Source organism: Enterobacter sp. BIDMC 27 (assembly GCF_000534415.1).
In the GTDB taxonomy this organism is placed as follows: Bacteria; Pseudomonadota; Gammaproteobacteria; order Enterobacterales; family Enterobacteriaceae; genus Enterobacter; species Enterobacter hormaechei_C.
The window spans coordinates 1,629,032-1,653,132 of the sequence record NZ_KI973178.1 but is presented as its reverse complement, the minus strand read 5'-3'; the positions used below and the strand labels follow the sequence as shown (position 1 = coordinate 1,653,132).

General features: G+C 55.6%; 22 protein-coding genes. 3 read left to right on the top strand and 19 right to left on the bottom strand.

Annotated elements, in window-relative coordinates; translation table 11 throughout:
- Positions 1 to 92 precede the first annotated feature (92 nt).
- The 3 genes from coaE to yacG are packed head-to-tail and all read left to right on the top strand — an operon-like array spanning position 93 to position 1,660.
- Complete coding sequence (gene coaE / locus L463_RS14720) at positions 93 to 713, top strand: dephospho-CoA kinase (RefSeq protein WP_032103181.1); 621 nt, start codon at positions 93 to 95, stop codon at positions 711 to 713.
- The gene (zapD, locus tag L463_RS14725) at positions 713 to 1,456 is read left to right on the top strand and encodes a cell division protein ZapD (RefSeq protein ID WP_032103180.1); all 744 of its coding nucleotides are present in this window, start codon (positions 713 to 715) and stop codon (positions 1,454 to 1,456) included. The genes coaE and zapD overlap by 1 nt, the downstream gene beginning before the upstream one ends.
- A gap of 9 nt (positions 1,457 to 1,465) precedes the next feature.
- Complete coding sequence (gene yacG, locus L463_RS14730) at positions 1,466 to 1,660, top strand: DNA gyrase inhibitor YacG (protein ID WP_015572675.1); 195 nt, start codon at positions 1,466 to 1,468, stop codon at positions 1,658 to 1,660.
- A 34-nt stretch (positions 1,661 to 1,694) separates the two neighbouring features.
- On the opposite strand, the gene mutT is transcribed toward yacG, so the two are convergent.
- The 19 genes from mutT to mraZ form a co-directional block, all read right to left on the bottom strand.
- Positions 1,695 to 2,087, bottom strand: coding sequence for an 8-oxo-dGTP diphosphatase MutT (gene mutT, locus L463_RS14735; protein ID WP_032103220.1), 393 nt, complete (start codon positions 2,085 to 2,087; stop codon positions 1,695 to 1,697).
- Between the two features lie 57 nt (positions 2,088 to 2,144).
- Entirely contained in the window at positions 2,145 to 4,850 is a 2,706-nt protein-coding gene (gene secA, locus L463_RS14740) for a preprotein translocase subunit SecA (RefSeq protein ID WP_015572673.1), read from the bottom strand.
- A 58-nt stretch (positions 4,851 to 4,908) separates the two neighbouring features.
- The gene (gene secM, locus L463_RS14745) at positions 4,909 to 5,412 is read right to left on the bottom strand and encodes a secA translation cis-regulator SecM (protein ID WP_032103219.1); all 504 of its coding nucleotides are present in this window, start codon (positions 5,410 to 5,412) and stop codon (positions 4,909 to 4,911) included.
- 280 nt (positions 5,413 to 5,692) lie between these two features.
- Positions 5,693 to 6,610, bottom strand: coding sequence for a UDP-3-O-acyl-N-acetylglucosamine deacetylase (gene lpxC, locus L463_RS14750; RefSeq protein WP_003856337.1), 918 nt, complete (start codon positions 6,608 to 6,610; stop codon positions 5,693 to 5,695).
- A 101-nt stretch (positions 6,611 to 6,711) separates the two neighbouring features.
- Complete coding sequence (gene ftsZ, locus L463_RS14755) at positions 6,712 to 7,863, bottom strand: cell division protein FtsZ (RefSeq protein WP_003856338.1); 1,152 nt, start codon at positions 7,861 to 7,863, stop codon at positions 6,712 to 6,714.
- Between the two features lie 63 nt (positions 7,864 to 7,926).
- Positions 7,927 to 9,183 (bottom strand): cell division protein FtsA, encoded by a 1,257-nt coding sequence (ftsA, locus tag L463_RS14760; protein WP_003856340.1) that lies wholly within the window; start codon positions 9,181 to 9,183, stop codon positions 7,927 to 7,929.
- On the bottom strand, positions 9,180 to 10,022 hold the full coding sequence (gene ftsQ, locus L463_RS14765; RefSeq protein WP_003856342.1) for a cell division protein FtsQ: 843 nt from the start codon (positions 10,020 to 10,022) through the stop codon (positions 9,180 to 9,182). Before ftsQ ends, ftsA begins: the two co-directional genes overlap by 4 nt.
- 1 nt (position 10,023) lies before the next feature.
- Positions 10,024 to 10,944 (bottom strand): D-alanine--D-alanine ligase, encoded by a 921-nt coding sequence (locus L463_RS14770; protein ID WP_032673120.1) that lies wholly within the window; start codon positions 10,942 to 10,944, stop codon positions 10,024 to 10,026.
- Positions 10,937 to 12,412: a UDP-N-acetylmuramate--L-alanine ligase gene (gene murC / locus L463_RS14775; RefSeq protein ID WP_003856345.1), complete on the bottom strand. Its 1,476-nt coding sequence runs from the start codon at positions 12,410 to 12,412 to the stop codon at positions 10,937 to 10,939. Before murC ends, L463_RS14770 begins: the two co-directional genes overlap by 8 nt.
- A gap of 59 nt (positions 12,413 to 12,471) precedes the next feature.
- On the bottom strand, positions 12,472 to 13,536 hold the full coding sequence (murG, locus tag L463_RS14780; RefSeq protein WP_017383783.1) for an undecaprenyldiphospho-muramoylpentapeptide beta-N-acetylglucosaminyltransferase: 1,065 nt from the start codon (positions 13,534 to 13,536) through the stop codon (positions 12,472 to 12,474).
- Complete coding sequence (gene ftsW / locus L463_RS14785; protein ID WP_006810115.1) at positions 13,533 to 14,777, bottom strand: cell division protein FtsW; 1,245 nt, start codon at positions 14,775 to 14,777, stop codon at positions 13,533 to 13,535. The genes murG and ftsW overlap by 4 nt, the downstream gene beginning before the upstream one ends.
- Complete coding sequence (murD, locus tag L463_RS14790; RefSeq protein ID WP_017694517.1) at positions 14,777 to 16,093, bottom strand: UDP-N-acetylmuramoyl-L-alanine--D-glutamate ligase; 1,317 nt, start codon at positions 16,091 to 16,093, stop codon at positions 14,777 to 14,779. The genes ftsW and murD overlap by 1 nt, the downstream gene beginning before the upstream one ends.
- 2 nt (positions 16,094 to 16,095) lie before the next feature.
- Positions 16,096 to 17,178: a phospho-N-acetylmuramoyl-pentapeptide-transferase gene (gene mraY, locus L463_RS14795; protein WP_003856353.1), complete on the bottom strand. Its 1,083-nt coding sequence runs from the start codon at positions 17,176 to 17,178 to the stop codon at positions 16,096 to 16,098.
- Positions 17,172 to 18,530: a UDP-N-acetylmuramoyl-tripeptide--D-alanyl-D-alanine ligase gene (gene murF / locus L463_RS14800; protein ID WP_017383785.1), complete on the bottom strand. Its 1,359-nt coding sequence runs from the start codon at positions 18,528 to 18,530 to the stop codon at positions 17,172 to 17,174. Before murF ends, mraY begins: the two co-directional genes overlap by 7 nt.
- Complete coding sequence (gene murE / locus L463_RS14805) at positions 18,527 to 20,014, bottom strand: UDP-N-acetylmuramoyl-L-alanyl-D-glutamate--2,6-diaminopimelate ligase (protein WP_017694519.1); 1,488 nt, start codon at positions 20,012 to 20,014, stop codon at positions 18,527 to 18,529. The genes murF and murE overlap by 4 nt, the downstream gene beginning before the upstream one ends.
- Positions 20,001 to 21,767: a peptidoglycan glycosyltransferase FtsI gene (gene ftsI / locus L463_RS14810; RefSeq protein WP_003856361.1), complete on the bottom strand. Its 1,767-nt coding sequence runs from the start codon at positions 21,765 to 21,767 to the stop codon at positions 20,001 to 20,003. Before ftsI ends, murE begins: the two co-directional genes overlap by 14 nt.
- 15 nt (positions 21,768 to 21,782) lie before the next feature.
- Positions 21,783 to 22,148 carry a cell division protein FtsL gene (ftsL, locus tag L463_RS14815; protein WP_032673118.1) on the bottom strand — a complete coding sequence of 122 codons (366 nt, stop codon included), beginning with the start codon at positions 22,146 to 22,148 and terminating at the stop codon, positions 21,783 to 21,785.
- Positions 22,145 to 23,086, bottom strand: coding sequence for a 16S rRNA (cytosine(1402)-N(4))-methyltransferase RsmH (gene rsmH / locus L463_RS14820; RefSeq protein ID WP_003856366.1), 942 nt, complete (start codon positions 23,084 to 23,086; stop codon positions 22,145 to 22,147). The genes ftsL and rsmH overlap by 4 nt, the downstream gene beginning before the upstream one ends.
- A 2-nt stretch (positions 23,087 to 23,088) precedes the next feature.
- A complete protein-coding gene (gene mraZ, locus L463_RS14825; RefSeq protein WP_006810119.1) occupies positions 23,089 to 23,547 on the bottom strand; it encodes a division/cell wall cluster transcriptional repressor MraZ in 459 nt (152 codons plus the stop codon).
- Positions 23,548 to 24,101 lie beyond the last annotated feature (554 nt).

Sequence of the window (24,101 nt, the reverse complement as noted above, 5' to 3'; positions counted from 1 at the left end):
AAAGCGGGTAAAGAGAGCTAAACATTGGCTGTTGTAAGTTTGAATTTTAAGCAACTGATTTTAAAACTGAATAATTCCCAGGATCTGATTTAATGGGGTATATCGTCGCATTAACCGGCGGCATCGGTAGTGGTAAAAGCACCGTTGCGCACGCGTTTGCTCGTCTCGGCATCACGATTATCGACGCCGATATCATTGCCCGTCAGGTGGTAGAACCCAATACACCCGCCTTAAACGCCATCGAAGCGCATTTTGGTCGCCCCGTGATACAGGCTGACGGCACCCTGAATCGTCGGCAGCTGCGTGAGTGCATATTTTCCGATCCAGCGGAAAAAGCCTGGCTTAATGCCCTGCTCCACCCCATTATCCACCAGGAAACTCAGCGTCAGATTGCCGCAGCCAGTTCGCCCTATGTGTTGTGGGTGGTCCCGTTACTGGTGGAAAATCAGCTTCAAAATAAAGCAGACAGAACGCTGGTGATTGACGTTTCCCGCGAAACGCAAATCCAGAGAACCATGGCGCGTGACCATGTTTCTCGCGAGCATGCTGAACAAATTCTTGCCGCACAGGCCACGCGCGAAGCGCGCCTCGCCATTGCGGATGATGTTATTGATAATAACGGCGCACCAGATGCCATTGCATCGGATGTTGCTCGTCTGCACGCGCAGTATCTGACCTTCGCCGCGCAGGCCGTTGCACAGGAAAAACCATAATGTCGACTCATATCCTTTTTGAGCACCCGCTTAACGAAAAAATGCGTACCTGGCTACGCATAGAATTTCTTATTCAACAGCTTTCACAACATCTGCCTGTCAACGATCACGCCACCGCGCTGCATTTTTTCCGCAACGTGGGCGATCTGCTGGATGTGATTGAACGCGGCGACGTCCGCACTGAGCTGTTGAAAGAGCTGGAGCGCCAGCAGCGTAAATTACAGGCCTGGGCCGAAGTACCGGGCGTGGATCAAAGTCGAATTGACGCTTTACGCAAGCAGCTGAAAAACAGCAGCACGACCCTGATGGCCGCGCCGCGCGTTGGCCAGTTTTTACGAGAGGATCGTCTGATTGCGCTGGTGCGCCAGCGCCTGAGCATACCGGGCGGATGCTGTAGCTTTGACCTGCCAACGCTGCATATGTGGCTGCACATGCCGCAGGAACAGCGCAATCGCCAGGTGAACAGCTGGCTGGGCAGCCTGGAGCCGATGAATCAGACGTTATCCCTGATCCTCGATCTTGTGCGTAACTCTGCCCCGTTCCGCAAACAAACCAGTCTCAACGGTTTCTATCAGGATAACGGCGACGACGCCGATCTTCTGCGCCTGAACCTGTCTCTTGGCGAGCAGCTTTACCCGCAAATTTCCGGGCATAAAAGCCGTTTCGCGATCCGCTTTATGCCGCTGGACAGTGAACATGGCACCGTGCCGGAACGCCTCGATTTTGAACTGGCCTGTTGTTAAGGAGTGCCAATGTCTGACGTAACCACCGTAAACTGCCCAACCTGTGGGAAAACTGTCGTCTGGGGAGACGTAAGTCCATTTCGCCCATTCTGCTGTAAGCGCTGTCAGCTTATAGACCTGGGCGAATGGGCGGCGGAAGAGAAACGCATTCCGAGCGAAGGCGATCTCTCGGATAGCGATGACTGGAGCGAAAACCAGCAGTAACGTTCAAAGCCTGCTGGCGCGTCGCTTAGCAGGCCTACGGTTGTGCGGCCAGCCGGAGGATCACAGGCTCATTGGCAGGCGGGAATTTTTCCGCATCGCTGGCCTGAAGCTCAATCCAGTTACCCGGCTGCCCCTCTTTTCCCCACGGCTCACCTTCCCAGTTTTCAACCAGCCAGAACCACAGCGTGATGTGACGATCCGGAAACTGGTACTCCAGCTTATCGAGCAGCGTTGCACCAAGCGGGGTGATCCCCACCTCTTCCTGAAGCTCACGCACCAGCGCCTGCTCCGGCGTTTCACCTGATTCGATTTTTCCGCCGGGGAATTCCCATTTGTTGGCCATGTGCGCATCGGCGGCACGTTGGGTAATGAAGATCTGATTTTGCGGGTTGCGAATGATCCCGACAGCAATTTGCAGTGTTTTCATCATGTCACTTCCATAAAAAAGGCGCAGATATCTGCGCCTTTTCAGTTTGTTATGTTCTTAACTCAGACGGCCGTGGCACGCCTTGTATTTTTTGCCGGAACCGCATGGGCACGGATCGTTACGACCGACTTTACGATCGCCCGTCTGCGCTGCGATTGCCGCTGCGGCTTCGCTCTCATCGGTCTGATGGCTCAGCTGCTGCATCTGTGCCAGACGCTCAGCTTCTTCACGACGCTGCTGCTCCATCGCTTCCACTTCTTCCGGCATACGCACCTGAACTTTGCTCAGGGTGCTGATGACTTCATACTTCAGCGACTCCAGCATGGCAGCAAACATGGAGAAGGATTCACGCTTGTACTCCTGCTTCGGATCTTTCTGCGCATAACCACGCAGGTGGATACCCTGACGCAGGTAGTCCATTGCCGCCAGATGCTCTTTCCACAGGGAGTCCAGGGTCTGCAACATTACGCCTTTCTCGAAGTGACGCATCATCTCTGCGCCAACCACTTCTTCCTTACGCTTGTAGACGTCCAGCGCGGTTTCGTAGATACGCTCGCGCAGGGTCTCTTCGTGCAGCTCAGGCTCTTTGTCCAGCCACTCTTTGATTGGCAGTTCGAGATCGAAGTCGTTTTTCAGACGTTCCTGCAAACCTTCGATATCCCACATCTCTTCCAGAGACTGCGGCGGAATGTGCGCGTCGATAGTGGCTTTGAACACATCTTCGCGAATGCTGTTGATGGTTTCGCTCACGTCGGACACGTCCAGCAGTTCGTTACGCTGGGTGTAGATCGCACGACGCTGGTCGTTGGCAACGTCATCATATTCCAGCAGCTGCTTACGAATATCGAAGTTGCGGCTTTCTACTTTACGCTGGGCGTTCGCAATCGCTTTGGTAACCCACGGGTGCTCGATCGCTTCGCCAGGTTTCATGCCCAGTTTACGCATCATGCCGGACACACGGTCAGAGGCGAAAATACGCATCAGCGCATCTTCCATAGACAGATAGAAGCGGGAAGAACCGGCATCACCCTGACGACCCGCACGACCGCGCAGCTGGTTATCGATACGACGGGATTCATGACGCTCTGTACCAATGATGTGCAGACCACCGGATGCCAGCACCGCGTCGTGACGCACCTGCCAGTCGGCTTTGATCTGCGCGATTTGCTCTGGGGTTGGGTTTTCCAGCTCCGCCACTTCGGCCTGCCAGCTACCGCCGAGCATAATATCGGTACCACGACCCGCCATGTTGGTGGCGATGGTTACGGCAGCCGGGTAACCGGCCTGCGCAACGATATCTGCTTCTTTAGCGTGGAACTTGGCGTTCAGAACGTTGTGTTTGATGCCTGCTTTGGTCAGCTCGTTGGATACCACTTCGGATTTCTCGATGGAGATGGTCCCCACCAGTACCGGCTGGCCCTTCGCGGTACGTTCGCGAATATCTTCAATGATCGCCTGAATTTTTTCCGCTTCAGTCATGTATACCAGGTCCGGCATATCCTTACGGATCATCGGACGGTTGGTAGGTACTACCACGGTATCCAGCTTATAGATGGAGCTGAACTCAAACGCTTCGGTATCTGCGGTACCGGTCATCCCCGCCAGCTTCTCGTACAGACGGAAGTAGTTCTGGAAGGTGATGGATGCCAGCGTCTGGTTTTCGTTTTGAATATCCACGCCTTCTTTCGCTTCCACGGCCTGGTGCAGGCCATCGGACCAGCGACGTCCCTGCATGGTACGGCCGGTGTGTTCATCGACGATGATGACTTCGCCGTCTTTAACGATGTAGTCAACGTCGCGGGTGAACAGGGCGTGCGCGCGCAGTGCAGCCGTTACGTGGTGCATCAGCATGATGTTGCTCGGGGAGTACAGAGACTCGCCCTCTTCCATAATGCCTTCAGCCACCAGCAGCTCTTCGATTTTCACCAGGCCGCGTTCGGTCAGGTTGACCTGACGCGCTTTTTCATCCACGGAGAAGTGACCTTCACCCTGGAAGGTATCGGAGTCTTCTTTCTCCTGACGCAGCAGGTGAGGAATGATTTTGTCGACTTTACGGTACATCTCGGAGCTGTCTTCGGCCGGGCCGGAGATGATCAGCGGGGTACGCGCTTCATCGATCAGAATGGAGTCAACCTCATCCACCAGCGCATAGTGCAGTTTACGCTGGACGCGCTCTTCCGGGCTGAACGCCATGTTGTCACGCAGGTAGTCGAAGCCGTATTCGTTGTTGGTGCCGTAGGTGATATCCGCGTTATACGCTTCACGCTTGGCAGGTGCCGGCAGGCCGGACATGTTAATGCCCACGGTCATGCCGAGGAATTCGAACAGTGGACGGTTGTTTTCGGCGTCGCGCTGCGCCAGATAGTCGTTGACGGTAACAACGTGAACGCCCTTACCCGTCAGCGCATTCAGGTAAGCCGGCAGCGTTGCAGTCAGGGTTTTACCTTCACCGGTACGCATTTCCGCGATGCAGCGCTCGTTGAGCACCATCCCGCCCAGCAGCTGCACGTCGAAGTGACGCATGCCGAACACGCGTTTACTGGCCTCACGTACAACGGCGAAGGCTTCCGGGATCAGGCTTTCTAAGGTTTCACCTTTCTCCAGACGCGCACGGAACTCCGCGGTTTTCGCTTTCAGCTCATCATCAGTGAGCTTCTCCATCGCCGGTTCCATACCGTTGATGACGTTCACAGCTTTGCGCATGCGGCGCAGGGTACGATCGTTACGACTACCAAAAACTTTGGTTAACAATTTGATTAGCATAATAAATTCTCAAACGCCCCAGTCGGGCAGATAAATTAAGGTATTGAAAAAGGTTAATTTAGCTGAGGCGTTGAGGCCCGGCACGGATGCCGTGAACCTGGCTAATCCATGTCGAAACAGAGAAGGATGCAGGGGAAACAAAATCCGTTTGCGCCGTCTGATTTACGGTCACTGGCGGCTGGTTGTCCTGCGTCAGAAGCGCATTAAGCGTATCGAGCAGGGCAAGATGCTGAGCCTGAACCGGCAGCGTTTCTTCCGCAACAGGCATCGTCTGCGGCGCCATCGCGAACGACAGATGGCGGATAACCGTGCGAATCGCGTGCTGCTGCCAGTAATCAACGGAGAAATTGGGACGGCGGCTGGCTTCAAGCCATGCGAGATTAGTGAAGTTAACCCGTGTGGTGAGATCGTGTTTGGTCGTCGTGGAACGTGCTGGCGTGGCCGCGTCTGCGCTGTTGCTGAGCACAGGCAAGCCGAAACTCGCCGCGACCATCCCCAATAAGAGATGCGGCCAGAAGTAACGTCTGCCAAATTGTCGCCAGCGCGTCAGTATTCCGCTCACTTGCTCCACCACGTTCGCCCGCCAGTGCAGGCTGAGTTCAGTTATTCTTTTTTAGCGCCCAGATATTACCACTAAAGCCAATACACGGCAGCAGGAATGACACCTTGCAGCAGGTAAAAACGGTCAATAATGCAGCGAACACACCGTTATTCGGCACCCGACACAGGCCAGGGGTGAGGGGGACAAATTAAAGAAGGGCAGAAATAAAAACGACTGGCTTCCCTGGTCGGAGAGAGTACCAGGTGAACCAGTCGCTTTTCTTACGAAACGGCTTTAACCGTTACGCCAGGACCATAGTCGGGGCTTTGAACGCCAGCGGCAGTTCAGCTTCGTCTTCGAAGGTCACATATTCCCAGGCTTCCTGTTTTGCCAGGACGGCCTGCAACAGTTTGTTGTTCAGTGCATGACCGGATTTAAACGCGGTAAATGCACCAATGATGTTGTGACCACACATGAAGAGGTCGCCGATCGCGTCCAGCATTTTGTGACGAACAAATTCATCTTCAAAACGCAGGCCGTCTTCGTTCAGTACGCGATAATCGTCAACAACGATGGCACAATCGAAGCTGCCGCCCAGGCACAGGCCGCGGGATTGCAGATATTCGATATCACGCATAAAGCCGAAGGTACGTGCTCGGCTGATCTGACGCATGAACGCATCCGCAGAGAAGTTCATCGCATAGCGCTGGGTGCTGGAGTCAATCGCCGGATGGTTAAAATCGATGGTGAAATCCAACGAGAAACCATTGTACGGTTTGAATTCAGCCCATTTGTCGCCATCTTCGACGCGAACGGTCTCTTTAATGCGAACAAATTTCTTCGCGCAGTTCAGTTCTTCGATGCCGGCATCCAGCAACAAATAAACGAACGGAGCAGCACTCCCGTCCATGATCGGGATTTCTGGCGCATCGACTTCAACCATAATGTTGTCGATACCCAGACCCGCCAGGGCGGCGTTCAGGTGCTCTACGGTAGAAATCCGCACGTCATGCTCGTTCACCAGACAAGTACAGAGCATAGTATCACGCACAGATTTGGCATCGGCCGGAAAATCTACCGGTGGATTCAAGTCGGTGCGACGATAGATGACCCCGGTATTGGCCGGCGCAGGGCGTAACGTCAGTGTGACTTTCTTGCCGGTATGTAAACCGACACCCGTCGCCTGAACGATACGTTTAAGTGTCCTTTGTTTGATCATCGTATAATCTCGCCAAATTAACTATCCAACCGAGAGTGTATATCACTAACGGTGGGCCAGTTTAGCACAAAGAGCGCAAATCCCCAAATTCCAGCCAATTCTTAGTCAGCTTGCTTACGCAGGAACGCCGGGATATCCAGATAATCTGGCTCTTTTGCCGTTTGTGGAGTCGGGTCGTTCACCACTTTCGCAGCGGGTTTTTGCTCCTGAGTCAGAGGCGCCATACCGTGCTGCTGGTAACGATCCATAACCGGCTGCTGAGTCTGTTTGTTGGTCACCAGGGTGATCTCAGGACGCTTGTCCATACCGATACCGGTGGCCACAACGGTCACACGCAGTTCGTCGTTCATTTCCGGATCAAGGGACGTACCGATAACGACGGTCGCGTTGTCAGAGGCGAACGCACGGATGGTGTTACCCACGGTTTCGAACTCATCCAGACGCAGGTCAAAGCCAGCGGTAATGTTGACCAGCACGCCGCGCGCGCCAGACAGATCGATATCTTCCAGCAGTGGAGAAGAGATCGCCATTTCAGCGGCTTCTTCCGCACGGTCTTCGCCGCTCGCCACGCCAGAGCCCATCATCGCGTAGCCCATCTCGGACATCACGGTGCGAACGTCTGCAAAGTCAACGTTCATCAGACCTGGACGGGTAATCAGTTCAGCAATACCCTGAACCGCGCCTTTCAGCACGTCGTTTGCCGCGCCAAAGGCGTCCAGCAGAGAGATACCGCGACCCAGCACTTTCAGCAGCTTGTCGTTCGGGATGGTAATCAGAGAGTCCACGTGCTTGGACAGCTCGGTGATACCCTGCTCCGCGAAAGCCATACGCTTCTTACCTTCAAAGTTGAAAGGCTTGGTCACGACAGCAACGGTCAGAATACCTAAATCTTTAGCGACTTCCGCCACAACGGGTGCTGCACCGGTACCTGTACCGCCGCCCATACCCGCTGCGATGAAGACCATGTCTGCACCGTCCAGTGCAGCGCGCAGCGCTTCACGATCTTCTTCAGCCGCGTTGCGGCCCACTTCCGGGTTAGCCCCTGCTCCCAGACCTTTGGTGATGCCACCACCGATCTGAATCGTCTGGCCAACAGCCGTTTTACGCAGCGCCTGCGCATCGGTGTTCACCGCGAAGAATTCAACACCTTCGATGCGCTCGCGCACCATGTGCTCTACGGCGTTACCGCCGCCGCCACCGACGCCGATGACTTTAATCACCGCGTCGTTGGTTAATTCCATAGGTTCAAACATAATCTCTCTCTCCGTTGTGCCTGTCGCCCGAGACCGCTAATTCTCTCCGGTCTCTTAAAAAAATTAAAACTCTTTTCGCAACCAGGTGTTAAGTCGTTTGACCCAAGACCCCACCGAGACGCGTTTTTCCACTTCTGCTTCACCACTCAAATGGGATTCTTTCCCGTAGTGCAGCAGGCCCACGGCCGTTGAGTAATACGGCTCCTGAGCGTAATCCGTTAAACCGGTAATATTCAGCGGCGCACCAATACGCACCTGCGTATGGAACACGCGCTGAGCGCAGGCCGCAAGACCTTCAATTTGCGCTGCCCCGCCGGTTAATACAATCCCCGCCGCGAGATGATGTTTCACACCCTGCTGGCGAAGCTGTTCCTGTAACTGCAAAATCTCTTCGTTGACCAGGTTGAGCAGCTCGGTATAACGCGGCTCAATCACCTCTGCCAGCGTCTGGCGTTGCAGGCTGCGCGGCGGTCGCCCGCCTACGCTCGGCACTTCAACGCTCTCGTCTTTGCCGACGATAGAGCCCAGCGCGCAACCATGGCGCACTTTAATCGCCTCTGCATCGCTCGGTGGCGTACCAAAGGCGTAAGCGATATCGCTGGTCACCACATTCCCGGCGTACGGGATCACTTTGGTGTGGCGTAACGCACCGCCGGTATAGACGGCCATGTCCATTGTACCACCACCAATATCGACCACACAGACGCCCAGTTCACGTTCGTCTTCGGTCAGCACGGAATAGCTCGCGGCAAGACCGGCGAAAATGAGTTGGTCAACTTTCAGGCCACAACGTTCAACGGCTTTTACAATGTTCTTCGCCATATCATTGTGACATGTGATCAGGTGCACTTTTGCCTGCATACGCACGCCCGACAGACCGACCGGATTCTTGATGCCTTCCTGGTAGTCGATCGCGTATTCCTGCGGGATCACATGCAGCACACGGTGCTCGTCGCGAACACGCACGGATTTCGCCGTGTGGACAACGTTCTCAACGTCTTCCTGCGTCACCTCTTCTTCAGAAATCGGCACCATACCGATTTCATTCTGGCAGCTGATGTGCTTACCAGACAGGGCCAGATAGACAGAGGAAATCTGGCAATCTGCCATCAATTCAGCCTGGTCGATGGCGCGCTGAACGCATTTCACCACCGACTCAAGGTCGTTTACCCCACCTTTATCCATACCACGGGAGGGGCAGCTGCCCACGCCAATGATATTGACCATACCGTCGGGCAGAACTTCCCCTACCAAAGCGGCAACCTTCGCGGTGCCAATCTCCAGTCCTACTACCAATTTTCTGTCCGTCGACTTGATCATTGTTGTTCTGCCTGTACCTGTGCCTGATTTTGTTGCTGATTAGGTTCCTCGACCGGAGCCGGCTCCCAACCGACTGCTGCGCCTGAGTCATAGCGCAAATCAACGTAGCTTATCCGTTTGCCATCCGTCTGCGCCTGCTGCTGTAAAACCGGGTAAAGTTCTACAAAACGCGCCAGACGTTTCATTGTGTCGCCGCGGCCAAGATTGAGCTTAATGCCATTCGTTAGGGTCAACTGCCAGGAACGGCGCGCCGTCATCGCAGCATCTTTTAACGTAAAGCGATCCTTAGCCAGCACCTGCCCCATCTCACGAAAACCCTGCAATACTTCGTTTTCGCTGCCTTCCGGGCCATACAACATCGGTAAATTCTGCTTGTTGACACGATCGCTCGGGACGCTGAACGAATTTCCGTCTACGTCAACCATATGCTGATCATTCCAACGCGCAATCGGCACATATTCAACCAGATGAATCTTCAATTCATCTGGCCATTGTTTTCTGACACTCGCCTGTTTTATCCACGGCAGACGTTCAATCTGACTCTGGATAATGTTGACGTCCTGCGTCATAAAGGTGCCAGGCGACCCAAGCGCCAGAATCGACTGGCGAATGTCATCGTTACGCGTGTAGTGTCGCTCCCCGGTCACCACCAGCTTCGACAGCGGCAACCGCTGCGCGTCTTCCATCCAGCCCAGCACCATCCAGCCGCTGATAAACACGGTGCACAGCACCCCGAGCAGGAAGATGATCCCTGCAAGACGCGTTCCATTACTCCGGCGCGAAGAGGAATATTCTTCTTCGTCATCGCGGTTGCGCGTGTTCAATGCAGCCTGAGACATATCAGCCCGCCAGGTCCAGAATACGTACGACTAACTGCGAGAAGCTCATTCCCGCCTGACGCGCCGCCATCGGCACAAGGCTATGGCTGGTCATACCCGGAGACGTGTTTGCTTCCAGCAGATAAAATTGCCCGTCACCGTCAAGCATCACGTCAATGCGTCCCCAGCCACGACATCCCAGCACATTCCAGGCTTTAAGCACCAGAGACTGTAATTCGGCCTCACGCTCTGCTTCAAGACCCGCTGGGCAGAAATATTGCGTCTCATCAGAGAGATACTTCGCCTCATAATCATAGAAGACTCCGGCGGGTTGGATGCGAATTGACGGTAAAATTTCTTCGCCAAGCATCGCGACGGTAAATTCCGGCCCGCTAAGCCATTTTTCAATCAGAACTTCTTCATCATGTTGAAATGCCAGTGCTAAAGCGTCAGCCAAATCTACAGCTTTATCGACTTTAGACATTCCCACGCTCGACCCTTCACGGCTCGGCTTCACAATAACCGGTAAGCCCAGTGCCGCAATGCGTGTATTAACGCTGTCCGACAGACCCATTTCATATTCACGACGCGTCAGTGCAACCCATGGCGCAACGGGCAGGTCCGCCCCCTGCCACAGCAGTTTGCTGCGCAGTTTATCCATGGAGATGGCGGATGCCATCACGCCGCTGCCGGTGTACGGCATACCGATCAGCTCCAGCAGCCCCTGCAACGTGCCGTCTTCACCGCCGCGACCGTGCAACGCGATAAAGGCTTTATCGAAGCCCATCGCTTTCAGCTGCGTGACGTCCACCTCTTTCGGATCAACCGGATGCGCGTCCACGCCACCTTCACGCAGGCCCGCCAGCACGGCAGCGCCCGAATTCAGAGAAACCTCGCGTTCGGCGGAAGTGCCGCCAAACAGGACAGCAATCTTATCAGCCATGACGCTCGTCCTCCTGAGTTTGCGGCTTCAGTTTGATTTCAGCTAAGGTACGGGCGATTTTGCCGATATTTCCCGCGCCCTGAATCAGGATCAGATCGTTACCCGTCAGGACCGGGGCAAGCATTTCAGCCACCTGAGCCGGGTCGGGAACCAGAATAGGATCCACTTTACCGCGTCCACGGATGGTACGACATAAAGAACGACTGTCCGCACCCGGAATCGGAGTTTCACCCGCTGCATAAACATCCAGCATCAGCAGGGTATCGACCTGCGAAAGGACGTTGGCAAAATCGTCATACAGATCGCGGGTACGCGTGTAACGGTGCGGCTGGAAGATCATGACCAGATTCTTTTCCGGCCAACCCGCGCGTGCCGCTTTGATGGTTGCGTCCACTTCCGTCGGATGGTGACCGTAGTCATCCACCAGCATCGCAGACCCTGGCTTACCGTTTACCGGCTCCAGCGGGAATTCACCGAGGAAGTCGAAGCGACGGCCCGTCCCCTGGAAGCTCTCCAGTGCGCGCAGGATCGCTTCATCGTCAATGCCTTCTTCTGTCGCAACAGCCACCGCCGCTGCCGCATTCAGGGCGTTGTGACGTCCCGGCGCGTTCAGGGTGACATGCAGCAGATCCTTATCCTGACGCGCCAGGGTGAAATGCCCCTGCGCACCGATCTGCTTGTAATCTTCTACGCGTACATCCGCGTCTTCGCTGAAGCCGTAGGTCGTAATTTGACGCCCGACGCGCGGCAGCAGTTCGCGAATAACCGGATCGTCCACGCACATCACCGCACGGCCATAGAACGGCAGGTTGTGCAGGAAGTTAATAAAGGTCTGCTTTAAGTTCTCGAAGTCGCCCTGGTAAGTGTCCATATGGTCAGCTTCGATGTTGGTGACGATCGCCACCATCGGCTGTAGATGCAGGAACGACGCATCGCTCTCATCCGCTTCCGCAATCAGATAACGGCTGTGGCCCAGACGCGCATGCACGCCAGCGGCTTTCACCAGACCACCGTTTACGAACGTCGGGTCGAGACCCGCTTCCGCATAAATGCTGGAGACCATCGCTGTTGTGGTGGTTTTACCGTGCGTACCGGCCACCGCAATGCCGTGACGGAAACGCATCAGTTCCGCCAGCATTTCCGCGCGACGGATCACCGGGATGCGCGCCTCATGCGCCGCAACGATTTCCGGGTTATCCGCGGAGATAGCGCTGGACACCACAACCACGCTCGCATCGCTCACGTTTTCCGGGCGATGATTGAAATAGATAGTCGCCCCCAGCGATGCCAGCTGCTGCGTAACAGGGTTTGGCGCCAGGTCAGACCCGCTGATCTGATAGCCTTCGTTAGCTAACACTTCGGCAATACCGCCCATGCCAGCACCACCGATGCCGACAAAGTGAATGTGCCGGACGCGACGCATCTCGGGCACGATAGAACGCAGTTTTGCCAGTTGTTGTGTATTCATTCTCTAAACGCCATCGACTACTTCAAAAAAATCGTGCAGCGCAACACGCACTGCGAGAATTATGCCTGGGCTGCCAGGCTCACTTCTTTTGCCACCCGTTCCGTTGCATCCGGGATAGCGGTCGCGCGTGCGCGTTGCGCCATCTCCAGTAATACATCCCGGTTCCAGCCCGCCAGGGTAGTGGCGACCGCATCAGCGGTAAATTGTGGCTGCTCAAAAATCTTCGCTGCGCCCGCTTTCTCAAGCGGCAGCGCATTCCAGTACTGCTGTCGGTCTTTGTGCTGGAACGGCACAAACAGCGCCGGTAAACCGGCGGCGGCGATTTCGCTCACCGTCAGCGCGCCCGAGCGACAGACCACAACATCGGCCCAGGCATAGGCTGCGGCCATATCATCAATAAATTCAGTCACTTTATGCTGCGGCTGACCTTCCTGCACGTAGGCCTGCTCAACGGTCTGCTGAGCGCCCTTCCCGCTCTGGTGCCAGATGGTCACCGCATCACCCAGTTTTGCCGCAACCTGCGGCATCGTCTGGTTTAAAATACGTGCGCCCTGGGAACCGCCGACGACCAGCACGCGCACCGGCCCTTCGCGACCCGCCAGACGCGTATCTGGCAGCGGCAGCGCCAGCACGTCCACACGTACCGGATTCCCTACGACATCCGCTTTCGGGAATGCCCCGGGGAAGGCCTGCATAACTTTGGTGGCGATTTTTGCCAGCCATTTGTTGGTCAACCCGGCAATACCGTTCTGCTCATGCAGAACAACGGGGATGCCCAGTGACCACGCCGCCAGTCCGCCCGGACCGGAAACGTAACCGCCCATGCCCAGAACGACGTCAGGCTTAAAACGCTTCATAATGGCGCGCGCCTGACGCCAGGCATTGAAAATGCGCACCGGCGCCAGCAGCTGCGCCTTGATCCCTTTGCCACGAAGGCCAGAAATACGAATAAAGTCGATCTCGATACCGTGTTTAGGTACCAGATCGGCTTCCATGCGGTCTGCGGTTCCCAGCCAGCGTACCTGCCAGCCCTGTTCCATTAAATGGTGCGCAACCGCCAGTCCCGGGAACACATGTCCACCGGTACCGCCTGCCATCACCATTAACCGCTTCGGTTGATTCATCGTGAACCTCGTGTAAACGCCTGAGCTTTCTCCAGACGCGTTTCATAATCTATGCGTAACAAAAACATGATGGCCGTCGACATGATCAACAGACTCGAACCACCATAACTGATCAACGGCAACGTCAGACCTTTGGTCGGCAGCATACCCGCTGCCGCCCCAACGTTTACCAGCGCCTGGAAGCTAAACCAGATACCAATTGAGCAGGCCAGGAAACCGGAGAAGCGGTGATCGATCTCCAGCGCTTTCCGGCCAATCGACATGGCGCGGAAAGCGACGAAGAATACCATTAATAGCGCCAATACCACACCGATATAACCCAGTTCTTCCCCAATAATGGAGAAGATGAAGTCGGTGTGCGCCTCCGGTAAATACTCCAGTTTTTGTACCGAGTTGCCCAGGCCTTGACCCCAGACTTCGCCGCGGCCAAACGCCATCAGCGACTGCGTCAGCTGGTAACCGCTGCCGAACGGATCTTCCCATGGGTTCCAGAACGAGGTCACACGGCGGATACGGTAGGGCTCGGCGAGGATCAGCAGCACCACCGCCGAAATCCCCATCCCGATGATGGCAATGAACTGCCACAGTTTTGCGCCCGCCAGGAACAGCATCGCCAGCGTAGTGACAAACAGTACGACTACCGTACCGAGGTCGGGCTGCGCCAGCAGCAGGATCGCGAGGACCAGAATCACGCCCATCGGTTTTAAGAAGCCACGAAGGTTGTTACGAACTTCGTCAACTTTACGCACCAGGTAGTTAGCCAGGTAGCAGAACAACGACAGTTTGGTGAACTCCGCGGGCTGAATACGCAGTGGGCCAAAGGCAATCCAGCGTGATGCCCCGTTAACGGAGCTCCCGACAACCAGAACGATCAACAGCATGATGATTGAGGCGATGAGCATGGCTGTACTGTGCCGCTGCCAGAACGACATCGGCAGGCGTAAGGTGATCATTGCCAGGCAGAACGCGAGAATGATGTACAGCCCGTCACGCTTGGCAAACAGGAACGGGTCGTTTGCCAGACGCTGTCCGACAGGCATTGACGCCGAGGTGACCATAATAAAGCCGATCGCCGCCAGCCCCAGCGTGAGCCAAAACAGCGTGCGGTCGTACATGATCAGGCTGTCGGAATCTTTATCCCGGGAAGCCATCACCCAGCCTTTCAGCGCCGTAAACAGCCATACCAGGATACCAAATCCTGGCAGGCGCGGCATTTTCAGGCGAGGGAGAGATAAACGCATCAGCCTAACTCCTTCGCCAGGCGGGTAAAGACATCACCCCGCTGTTCGAAACTCTTGAATTGATCGAGGCTGGCACAGGCTGGTGAGAGCAGTACCATATCGCCGGGCTTCACGCGTGGGGCGATGAGGCGCATCGCCTGCTCCATGGTCTCGGTTTGCTCGGCGACTTCAGGACGCAACGCTGCCAGCTCGCTGCCATCGCGGCCAAAGCAATACAGGCGCACGTTATCACCGTTGAGGTACTGCTTTAGCGAGGAGAAGTCAGCCGATTTACCGTCGCCGCCCAGCAGCAGGTATAGCGTGCCATCAACGTGCAAACCGTTCAGTGCCGCCTCGGTGCTACCCACGTTGGTCGCTTTGGAATCATTAATCCAGCGTACGCCGTTGTGCTCCAGCGCCAGCTGGAAGCGGTGCGCCAGGCCGGTAAAGGTGGTGAGCGCCTTCAGGCTTGAAGATCGCGGCAGGCCAACGGCATCCGCCAGCGCCAGCGCCGCCAGAGCATTGGTGTAGTTATGCTGGCCGGAGAGCATCATCTCTTTCACGTTCAGCACTTTCTCACCTTTCACGCGTAGCCAGGTTTCGCCCTGCTGACGATTAAGGTGATAGTCACCCATGTTAATACCGAAGCTAATGCAGCGTTCGTCTGCGCCGCGCACCGGCATGGTGAGTGCATCATCGGCATTCACTACGCAAACTTTGGCATTTTCATAAACGCGCAGTTTGGCCGCACGGTACTGCTGCAAGCCGAACGGGTATCTGTCCATATGATCTTCGGTGACGTTTAGGATCGTCGCCGCCGCCGCATGCAGGCTTGAAGTGGTTTCCAGCTGGAAGCTGGAAAGCTCAAGGACGAACAGCTCACACCCTTTATCAAGCAGCATCAGAGCGGGCAGACCAATGTTACCGCCCACGCCGACATTTTTGCCCGCCGCCTTCGCCATTTCCCCCACCAGCGTGGTGACGGTGCTTTTACCGTTTGAACCGGTAATGGCGACGATCGGGGCCTGCGCCTCCCGGCAGAACAGTTCGATATCGCCGACAATCTCAACGCCCGCATCCGCGGCGGCGCTCAGGGAAGGATGCGCCAGCGCCATACCGGGGCTGGCAACAATCAGATCGGCGGCCAGCAGCCACTCATCATTCAGACCACCCAGGTGGCGTTCAACCTGCTCCGGCAGCTTGTCCAGACCCGACGGAGAGACGCGCGTATCCATCACGCGCGGCGTCACGCCACGCGCAAGGAAAAAGTCCACGCAGGAGAGGCCGGTGAGGCCTAACCCGATGATAACGACTTTTTTGCCCTGGTAATCTGCCATGATTAACGTACCTTCAGCGTTGCCAGGCCAATCAGCACCAGCATCAGCGAAATAATCCAGAAGCGCACAATGACGCGCGGCTCCGGCCAGCCTTTCAGTTCATAGTGGTGGTGAATCGGTGCCATACGGAAGATGCGCTGACCGCGCAGCTTGAAGGAACCGACCTGCAAAATCACCGACAGCGTCTCAACCACAAACACACCGCCCATGATCACCAGCAGGAACTCCTGACGCAGCAGCACGGCGATAATGCCCAGCGCGCCGCCCAGCGCCAGTGAACCGACGTCGCCCATAAAGACCTGCGCCGGATAGGTGTTAAACCACAGGAAGCCCAGCCCCGCCCCGACAATCGCCGTACAGACGATCACCAGCTCACCCGCATGTCGCAGGTACGGGATGTGCAGGTAGTTTGCAAAGTTCATGTTACCGGTCGCCCACGCCACCAGCGCGAAACCGCCCGCGACAAACACGGTTGGCATGATGGCCAGGCCGTCCAGACCATCGGTCAGGTTGACGGCATTGCCGGTGCCGACGATCACAAAGTAAGCCAGCAGAATGTAGAACAGCCCCAATTGCGGCATCACGTCTTTGAAGAACGGCACCACCAGCTCGGTGGCCGGGGTGTCTTTTCCTGCCAGATAAAGCGCGAAGGCCACGCCCAGCGCAATCACCGACATCCAGAAATACTTCCAGCGGGCGATCAAACCTTTGGTGTCTTTGCGCACGACTTTGCGGTAGTCATCAACAAAACCGATGATCCCATAGCCAACCAGCACGGTCAGCACGCACCAGACGTAGGGGTTAGACGGATAGGCCCACAGCAGAACGGACACCACAATCGCGGTCAGGATCATGATCCCGCCCATGGTCGGCGTACCGCGCTTGCTGAAGTGCGATTCCGGACCATCGTTGCGTACAACCTGGCCGAAAGAGAGTTTTTGCAGACGGGCAATCATGCGCGGGCCCATCCACAGCGAGATGAACAGCGCAGTCAGCAGGCTGACGATGGCGCGAAACGTCAGATAGGAAAAGACGTTAAAGCCTGAGTAATATTTGACCAAATGTTCGGCCAGCCAAACTAACATGTCCCGTTCTCCTGTAATGCGTGCACAACCTCTTCCATGGCGGCACTACGTGAACCTTTAACTAAAACAGTCACAATCTGTTTTTCTGTAATCAATGCCTTCAGGCGTTCGATCAGTGCAGATTTATCGGCAAAATGTTCGCCAACTTCACTGGCATCGGAAATGGCCTTGCTCAGCGTGCCTGCGCTCAATACGCGGTCAAGCCCGGCGGCTTTCGCCGCTTCACCCACCTGAACATGGCAGGCTTCGCTTTCATCACCCAGCTCGGCCATATCGCCCACAACCATCACGCGATAGCCCGGCATCTCAGACAAGACCTGCACGGCCGCCGTCATGGAGCCGACGTTAGCGTTGTAGGAGTCATCCAGCAGAAGTTTGTTTTCAGCCAGCTGGATCGGGAAAAGACGCCCCGGCACGGCTTTTAAATTTGCCAGACCTGCTTTGATCGCCGCGTGTGAGGCACCTACCGCCATTGAGAGCGCTGTCGCAGCAAGCGCATTGGCAATGTTATGACGACCGGGCAGGGGCAGCAGCACCTCGATGTCGCCCGTTGGGGTCGTGAGGGTGAACTCGGTGCCGTGTGACGTCACATGAATGTTGGTCGCCGAAAAATCACTGTTTGCCGCATTCGGTGAGAAGCGCCAGGTTTTGCGTGAACCAATGATGCTCTGCCAGTTCAGCCAGTCGTTGTTATCGGCGTTCATAATGGCGATGCCGTCATCCGGCAGTCCGGTATAAATTTCACCTTTCGCTTTCGCCACACCGGCCAGCGAACCAAAACCTTCAAGATGTGCCGCCGCCAGGTTATTCACCAGCGCAGCTTCCGGACGCGTCAGGCTCACGGTCCAGGCGATTTCGCCCTGATGGTTAGCCCCTAACTCAATCACCGCATATTCATGCTCGTGGGTCAGGCGCAGCAGCGTCATCGGTACACCGATGTCATTATTAAGGTTGCCCGCCGTATAAAGCGTGTTACCGCACTGGCTAAGGATCGCCGCCGTCATCTCTTTAACGGAGGTTTTACCCGACGAGCCCGTCAGCGCCACGACGCGTGTTGGCACCTGCTGGCGAACCCATGCCGCCAGCTCGCCAAACGCCAGGCGCGTATCTTTCACCACAATCTGCGGCAAATCGATATCGAGCTTACGGCTGACCAGCAGCGCGCCCGCGCCGTTATCTTTAGCCTGTTGCGCAAAATCGTGGGCGTCAAAACGCTCGCCCTTCAGCGCCACAAACAGGCAGCCCGCCGTCACCTTACGGGTGTCGGTGGTCACAGCCTCAATGGTTAGATCCTGACCATGCAGCATCCCCTGCAATACCGCAGCGGCCTGGCTTAACGTAATGCTAATCATGCCACCACTCCCAGCAGACGCGCTGCCGTCACGCGGTCGGAGTAATCCAGACGACGATTGCCGACGATCTGATAATCTTCATGACCTTTACCGGCCAGCAGAACCACATCGTTCTCCTGCGCCTGCATAATGGCGTTAGTCACGGCCTCCGCACGGCCTTCGACCACGCGCGCACGACCCGCATCCAGCATGCCCGCCAGAATGTCATTGATAATGGCCCGCGGCTCTTCGGTACGCGGGTTGTCATCGGTTACCACGGGAATATCCGCGAACTGCTCAGCTATGGCGCCCATCAGCGGACGTTTGCCCTTGTCGCGATCGCCACCGCAGCCAAACACGCACCAGAGCTTGCCTGCGCAGTGCAGACGCGCCGCTTCCAGCGCTTTTTCCAGCGCATCCGGCGTGTGTGCGTAATCCACGACCACCGTCGGCTTGCCCGGCGCGCTGAACACTTCCATGCGGCCACAGACCGGTTGCAAACGCTCAGACGTTTTCAGCAGATCCGCCATCGGGTAGCCCAGCGCCAGCAGCGTCGCCAGCGCCAGCAGCAGGTTACTGACGTTAAAGGCCCCCATCAGGCGGCTTTCAATTTCACCTTCGCCCCAGGTGGAAGCGAAGCGGATCGTCGCCCCACTATCGTGGTAGTTCACCTCGACCGCCTTCAGCCAGCGGCCGCGGCAGTTCGGATTAATGCGATCTTCCATCGACACCGCCACCGCATCCGGCAGTTTTTCCAGCCAGCGGCGACCGACTTCGTCGTCGGCGTTAATGATCGCCTGCCCGTGGTGGTGAGTGGAATAAAGCAGCCATTTCGCCGCTTCGTAGTGCTCCATATCACCATGATAATCAAGGTGATCGCGGCTCAGGTTAGTAAAGACAGAGGCAGCAAATTTCAGGGCCGCCACGCGATGTTGTACCAGACCATGGGAAGAGACTTCCATCGCAGCGAAGGTCGCCCCCTGCTCAGCGAGGCCCGCCAGCACACGCTGCACGTCAACCGCCGAGCCTGTAGTGTTTTCCGTCGGGCTTACTTTGCCCAGAAGACCGTTCCCCACCGTGCCCATGACGGCACCGGCTTCGCCCAGCAGCTGCGCCCACTGCGCCATCAGCTGAGTGGTGGTGGTTTTTCCGTTGGTTCCTGTCACGCCAACCAGCTTTAACTGGTCGGAAGGTTCGTTGTAAAAACGTCCTGCCAGCGCGGAGAGACGCTCATTCAGCTGGCTGAGATAGATGACCGGCACGCCGTGCATTTCACGGATCTCACCGTCTGTTGCCTCATCTTTGGCCTCAGCAATAATGGCAGCAACACCTTGCGCAATCGCCTGCGGGATATAACGACGCCCGTCCGCCTGATGACCCACTACTGCCACAAAAAGATCGCCAGAAGCCGCTACGCGGCTGTCCAGTACCATCTCTCGCAGTGCTCGCGCAGGTAGCATAGGCACCCACGGAGCAAGAAGGTCGCGCAAATTACGATCTGCCACCTGTTCCCTCGCCTTGATTAATTACAAATTCACTTTTTTCGCCCGTCGCCAGCGCATCCGGTTCAATGTTCATGGTGCGCAACACGCCGCCCATAATAGCCCCGAACACAGGCGCGGAGACGGCGCCGCCGTAGTATTTACCCGCCTGCGGATCGTTGATGACGACCACCAGCGCAAAACGCGGATTGCTTGCAGGCGCTACGCCTGCGGTATAGGCAATGTATTTGTTGATATAGCGGCCGTCCGGCCCCACTTTTTTCGCTGTACCGGTTTTAATGGCGATACGATAGCCCTTAATTGCGGCCTTCACGCCGCCACCGCCAGGTAACGCGACGCTTTCCATCATATGCACGACGGTACGAACGATAGATTCCGGGAAAACACGTTCCCCCGGAACCGGTGGATCAACTTTGGTGATCGACAGCGGACGATAAATGCCATAGCTGCCAATCGTTGCGTAGACTCGCGCTAACTGTAAGGGAGTTACCATTAGCCCGTAGCCGAAAGAGAAGGTGGCCCTCTCTATGTCAGACCACCGTTGTTTTTGAGGATATAAGCCACTGCGTTCTCCGACCAACCCCAAATTGGTCGCCTTTCCCAGCCCAAAACGTGAGTAAGTATCTACTAACGCTGAGGACGGCATCGCTAACGCCAGTTTTGACACACCGACGTTACTCGACTTCTGTAAGACCCCGGTCAGGGTCAGTTCGCTGTAACGTGCCACGTCTTTGATTTCGTGACCGTTAATTCGATAAGGGATCGTATTCAGAACGGTATTTTCGTTGACGATGCCTCGCTGTAGAGCCGTCATCACCACCATAGGTTTTACGGTTGAGCCGGGTTCAAACACATCGGTGATGGAGCGGTTACGCATTGCATCTTTTGCTGTACCGGCAAAATTATTCGGGTTGTATGAGGGGCTACTGGCCATCGCCAGCACTTCACCTGTCGCCACATCCACCAGCACGGCGCTGCCCGATTCCGCCTTGTTAAACGCGACGGCGTTGTTCAGCTCACGATAGACCAGCGCCTGCAAGCGTTCATCAATACTCAGGGCCAGGTTGTGCGCGGCCTGGCTGTCTGTCGAGGAAATGTCTTCAATGACGCGACCATAGCGGTCTTTACGCACGATTCGCTCGCCAGGCTGGCCGGTAAGCCACTTGTCGAAGCTTTTTTCAACGCCCTCAATCCCCTGGCTATCCACGTTGGTAAAGCCAATCAGGTGCGCGGTGACTTCGCCCGAAGGATAGTAACGGCGGGATTCTTCCCGCAGATGAATGCCCGGCAGCTTCAGTTTCTTAATGTAGTCAGCCATGTCAGGGTTCACCTGACGGGCAAGATAGATAAAGCGCCCTTTCGGGTTGGCGTTAACGCGCGACGCCAGCTGATCCAGCGGCATTTTCAACGCGTCTGACAGCGCCTTCCAGCGGTTATCAAGGGTGATCCCGCCTGCATCGTGTAACTCTTTCGGATCGGCCCAGATCGCCTTCACCGGCACGCTCACCGCCAGCGGACGGCCGGAACGATCGGTGATCATCCCACGAGAGGTAGAAACTTCCTGCACGCGCAGAGAACGCATATCACCCTGACGTACCAGCATGTCAGGCGCGATGATTTGTAGCCACGCCACGCGTCCCAGCAGGAAACCCAGCGCCAGTAAAATGCAGCCGCAAAGCAACGCAAAACGCCAACTGACAAAGTTGGCCTGTTCTTCCTGGCGTTTTGGTTTTAGCGTTTTTGCCGCTGCTTTCATGCGTCGCGTTTTCCCTTATTTTTGTACTACGATATTTTCCTGCGAAGGATCAACATGCTGTAATTGCAGTTTTTCCGTTGCGATCCGCTCAACCCGGCTGTGATCGCCGAGCGCGTTTTCTTCAAGGATCAGATTTCGCCATTCAATATCCAGCGCATCGCGTTCCAGTACCATCTGTTCGCGCTGCGCAGTCAATAAACGGGTATGGTGAGCGGTGGTGACCACCATGACTGCCGTCACAATGATGCAAATGAACAAGCAGAGTGGCAGCTTCCCAAACCGCAAAAGATCGTCGCAGATCACGCCAGGCAAAGCATGGCGCTCGTTGCTTCCTAACGATCCCTTAACTTTGCTTAGGGTTTCTGTCACTCTGCTGATCATGCGTTCGTCCTCTCTGCAATACGCAGCACTGAACTACGGGCACGTGGATTCTCTGCCACCTCTTCTTCGCCCGGCATCAACTTGCCTAATGCTCGCAACTGACGGCCTCCCAGCTTTCTGAGTTGTTCTTCCGTCATCGGCAGCCCAGCTGGAACCTGCGGACCGCGGCTCTGTTCACGCATAAAGCGTTTTACGATGCGATCTTCCAGCGAATGGAAGCTGATGATGGATAACCGCCCACCCGGGGCCAGCACGTCGAGCGAGCTTTTTAGCGCCAGCTCTATTTCCTCCAGTTCACTGTTTACCCAGATACGAACCGCCTGGAAGGTACGGGTCGCAGGATGTTTGTGCTTGTCCTTCACCGGCGTTGCCGCCGCGATGACTTCTGCCAGCTCTTTGGTACGGGTCATTGGCTCAACGCGGTTGCGCTCCACGATGGCGCGCGCAATACGTTTGCCAAAGCGTTCTTCACCGAAGGTTTTGATTACCCAGGCAATATCCGCTTCGTCAGCAGTTTGTAACCATTCAGCGGCAGACTGGCCACGAGTGGGGTCCATACGCATATCCAGCGGCCCATCACGCATAAAGGAGAAGCCGCGTTCTGCATCATCAAGCTGTGGTGAAGAGACGCCAAGATCGAGGAGAATCCCGTCGATCTTGCCGGTCAGGCCGCGCTCAGCGACATAATCCGCAAGCGCAGAGAAAGGTCCATGCACGATGGAAAAGCGAGGATCATCGATGGTTTGCGCAACGGCAATCGCCTGCGGATCGCGGTCAATTGCCAGCAGGCGTCCTTCCGCTCCAAGCTGGGAGAGGATCAAACGCGAGTGACCACCGCGACCAAAAGTGCCATCAATATAGATGCCGTCTGGACGAATATTCAGGCCGTTAACGGCCTCATCCAGCAGCACCGTTGTATGTTTATAATTTTCCATCATATTTATAGAGACAAGTCCCGCAGCCGTTCCGATAATGTTGCGGAATCAGACTGCTCAGCGTCGATATCTTCCTTGACCTGTTGATACCAGGTCGTTTCGTCCCACAGTTCAAACTTGTTGAACTGCCCGACCAGCATCACTTCTTTAGTCAGACCGGCATGTTGTCGCAACACAGGCGCAATCAATAATCGCCCGGCGCTATCCATCTGACATTCACTGGCATGTCCCAATAACAACCGCTGCACGCGGCGTTCTTGCGGGTTCATGCTCGACAGTCGCGACAGCTTTTGCTCAATGATTTCCCATTCAGGCAAAGGGTAAAGCAGCAGGCAGGGGGAGTTGATGTCAATGGTGCAAACCAGTTGACCCGAAGCGTTCTCAATCAGCTGGTCGCGGTATCGGGTTGGTACCGATAAACGACCTTTGCTGTCGAGATTGACTAACGTTGCTCCACGGAACATGCCAGCCTCACCCCTCCTCACCACTTTAACCCACAAATTCCCACCTGAAGGAGTTTACGGAGCGAGGGAAAAGCTTGTCAAGCCAGGACTCTCTCTATACCGGCGCGAAAGCACCGTATTTACAGAGCAAGAGTGACCTGGCTAATAACTACACAACTGGCGAGGCAAAATTAACGTTATGAATATTTGTAAGAAAAAAACCGAATATGCACACGAGCGTTAAGACTCACTCAATATCATCGCAGGGAAATATAAAGTGTCAGTTTGCGACGCGGGCAGCATTTTAAGGCATATCGCCGGGGGATAACAGCACCAGATTAAGCGCAAGGCAATATGGATTCGTTCGTGTACATTGAGGGCTAAAGGGGAGAGTAAAAAATGGCTGAATATTCATCGGCTGGCGGCTGTTTGTAACAAAACAATACAAAAGAATGCCCGTTAAAAAATATAATTGCGCTTTTTAACGCCAAAACGGATTCAGAAAAATAGCCGGCTACGAATCTTAGAGATAAATCCTAATTTTTATCCGGGAATTATTTCCCGCAATAAATGCG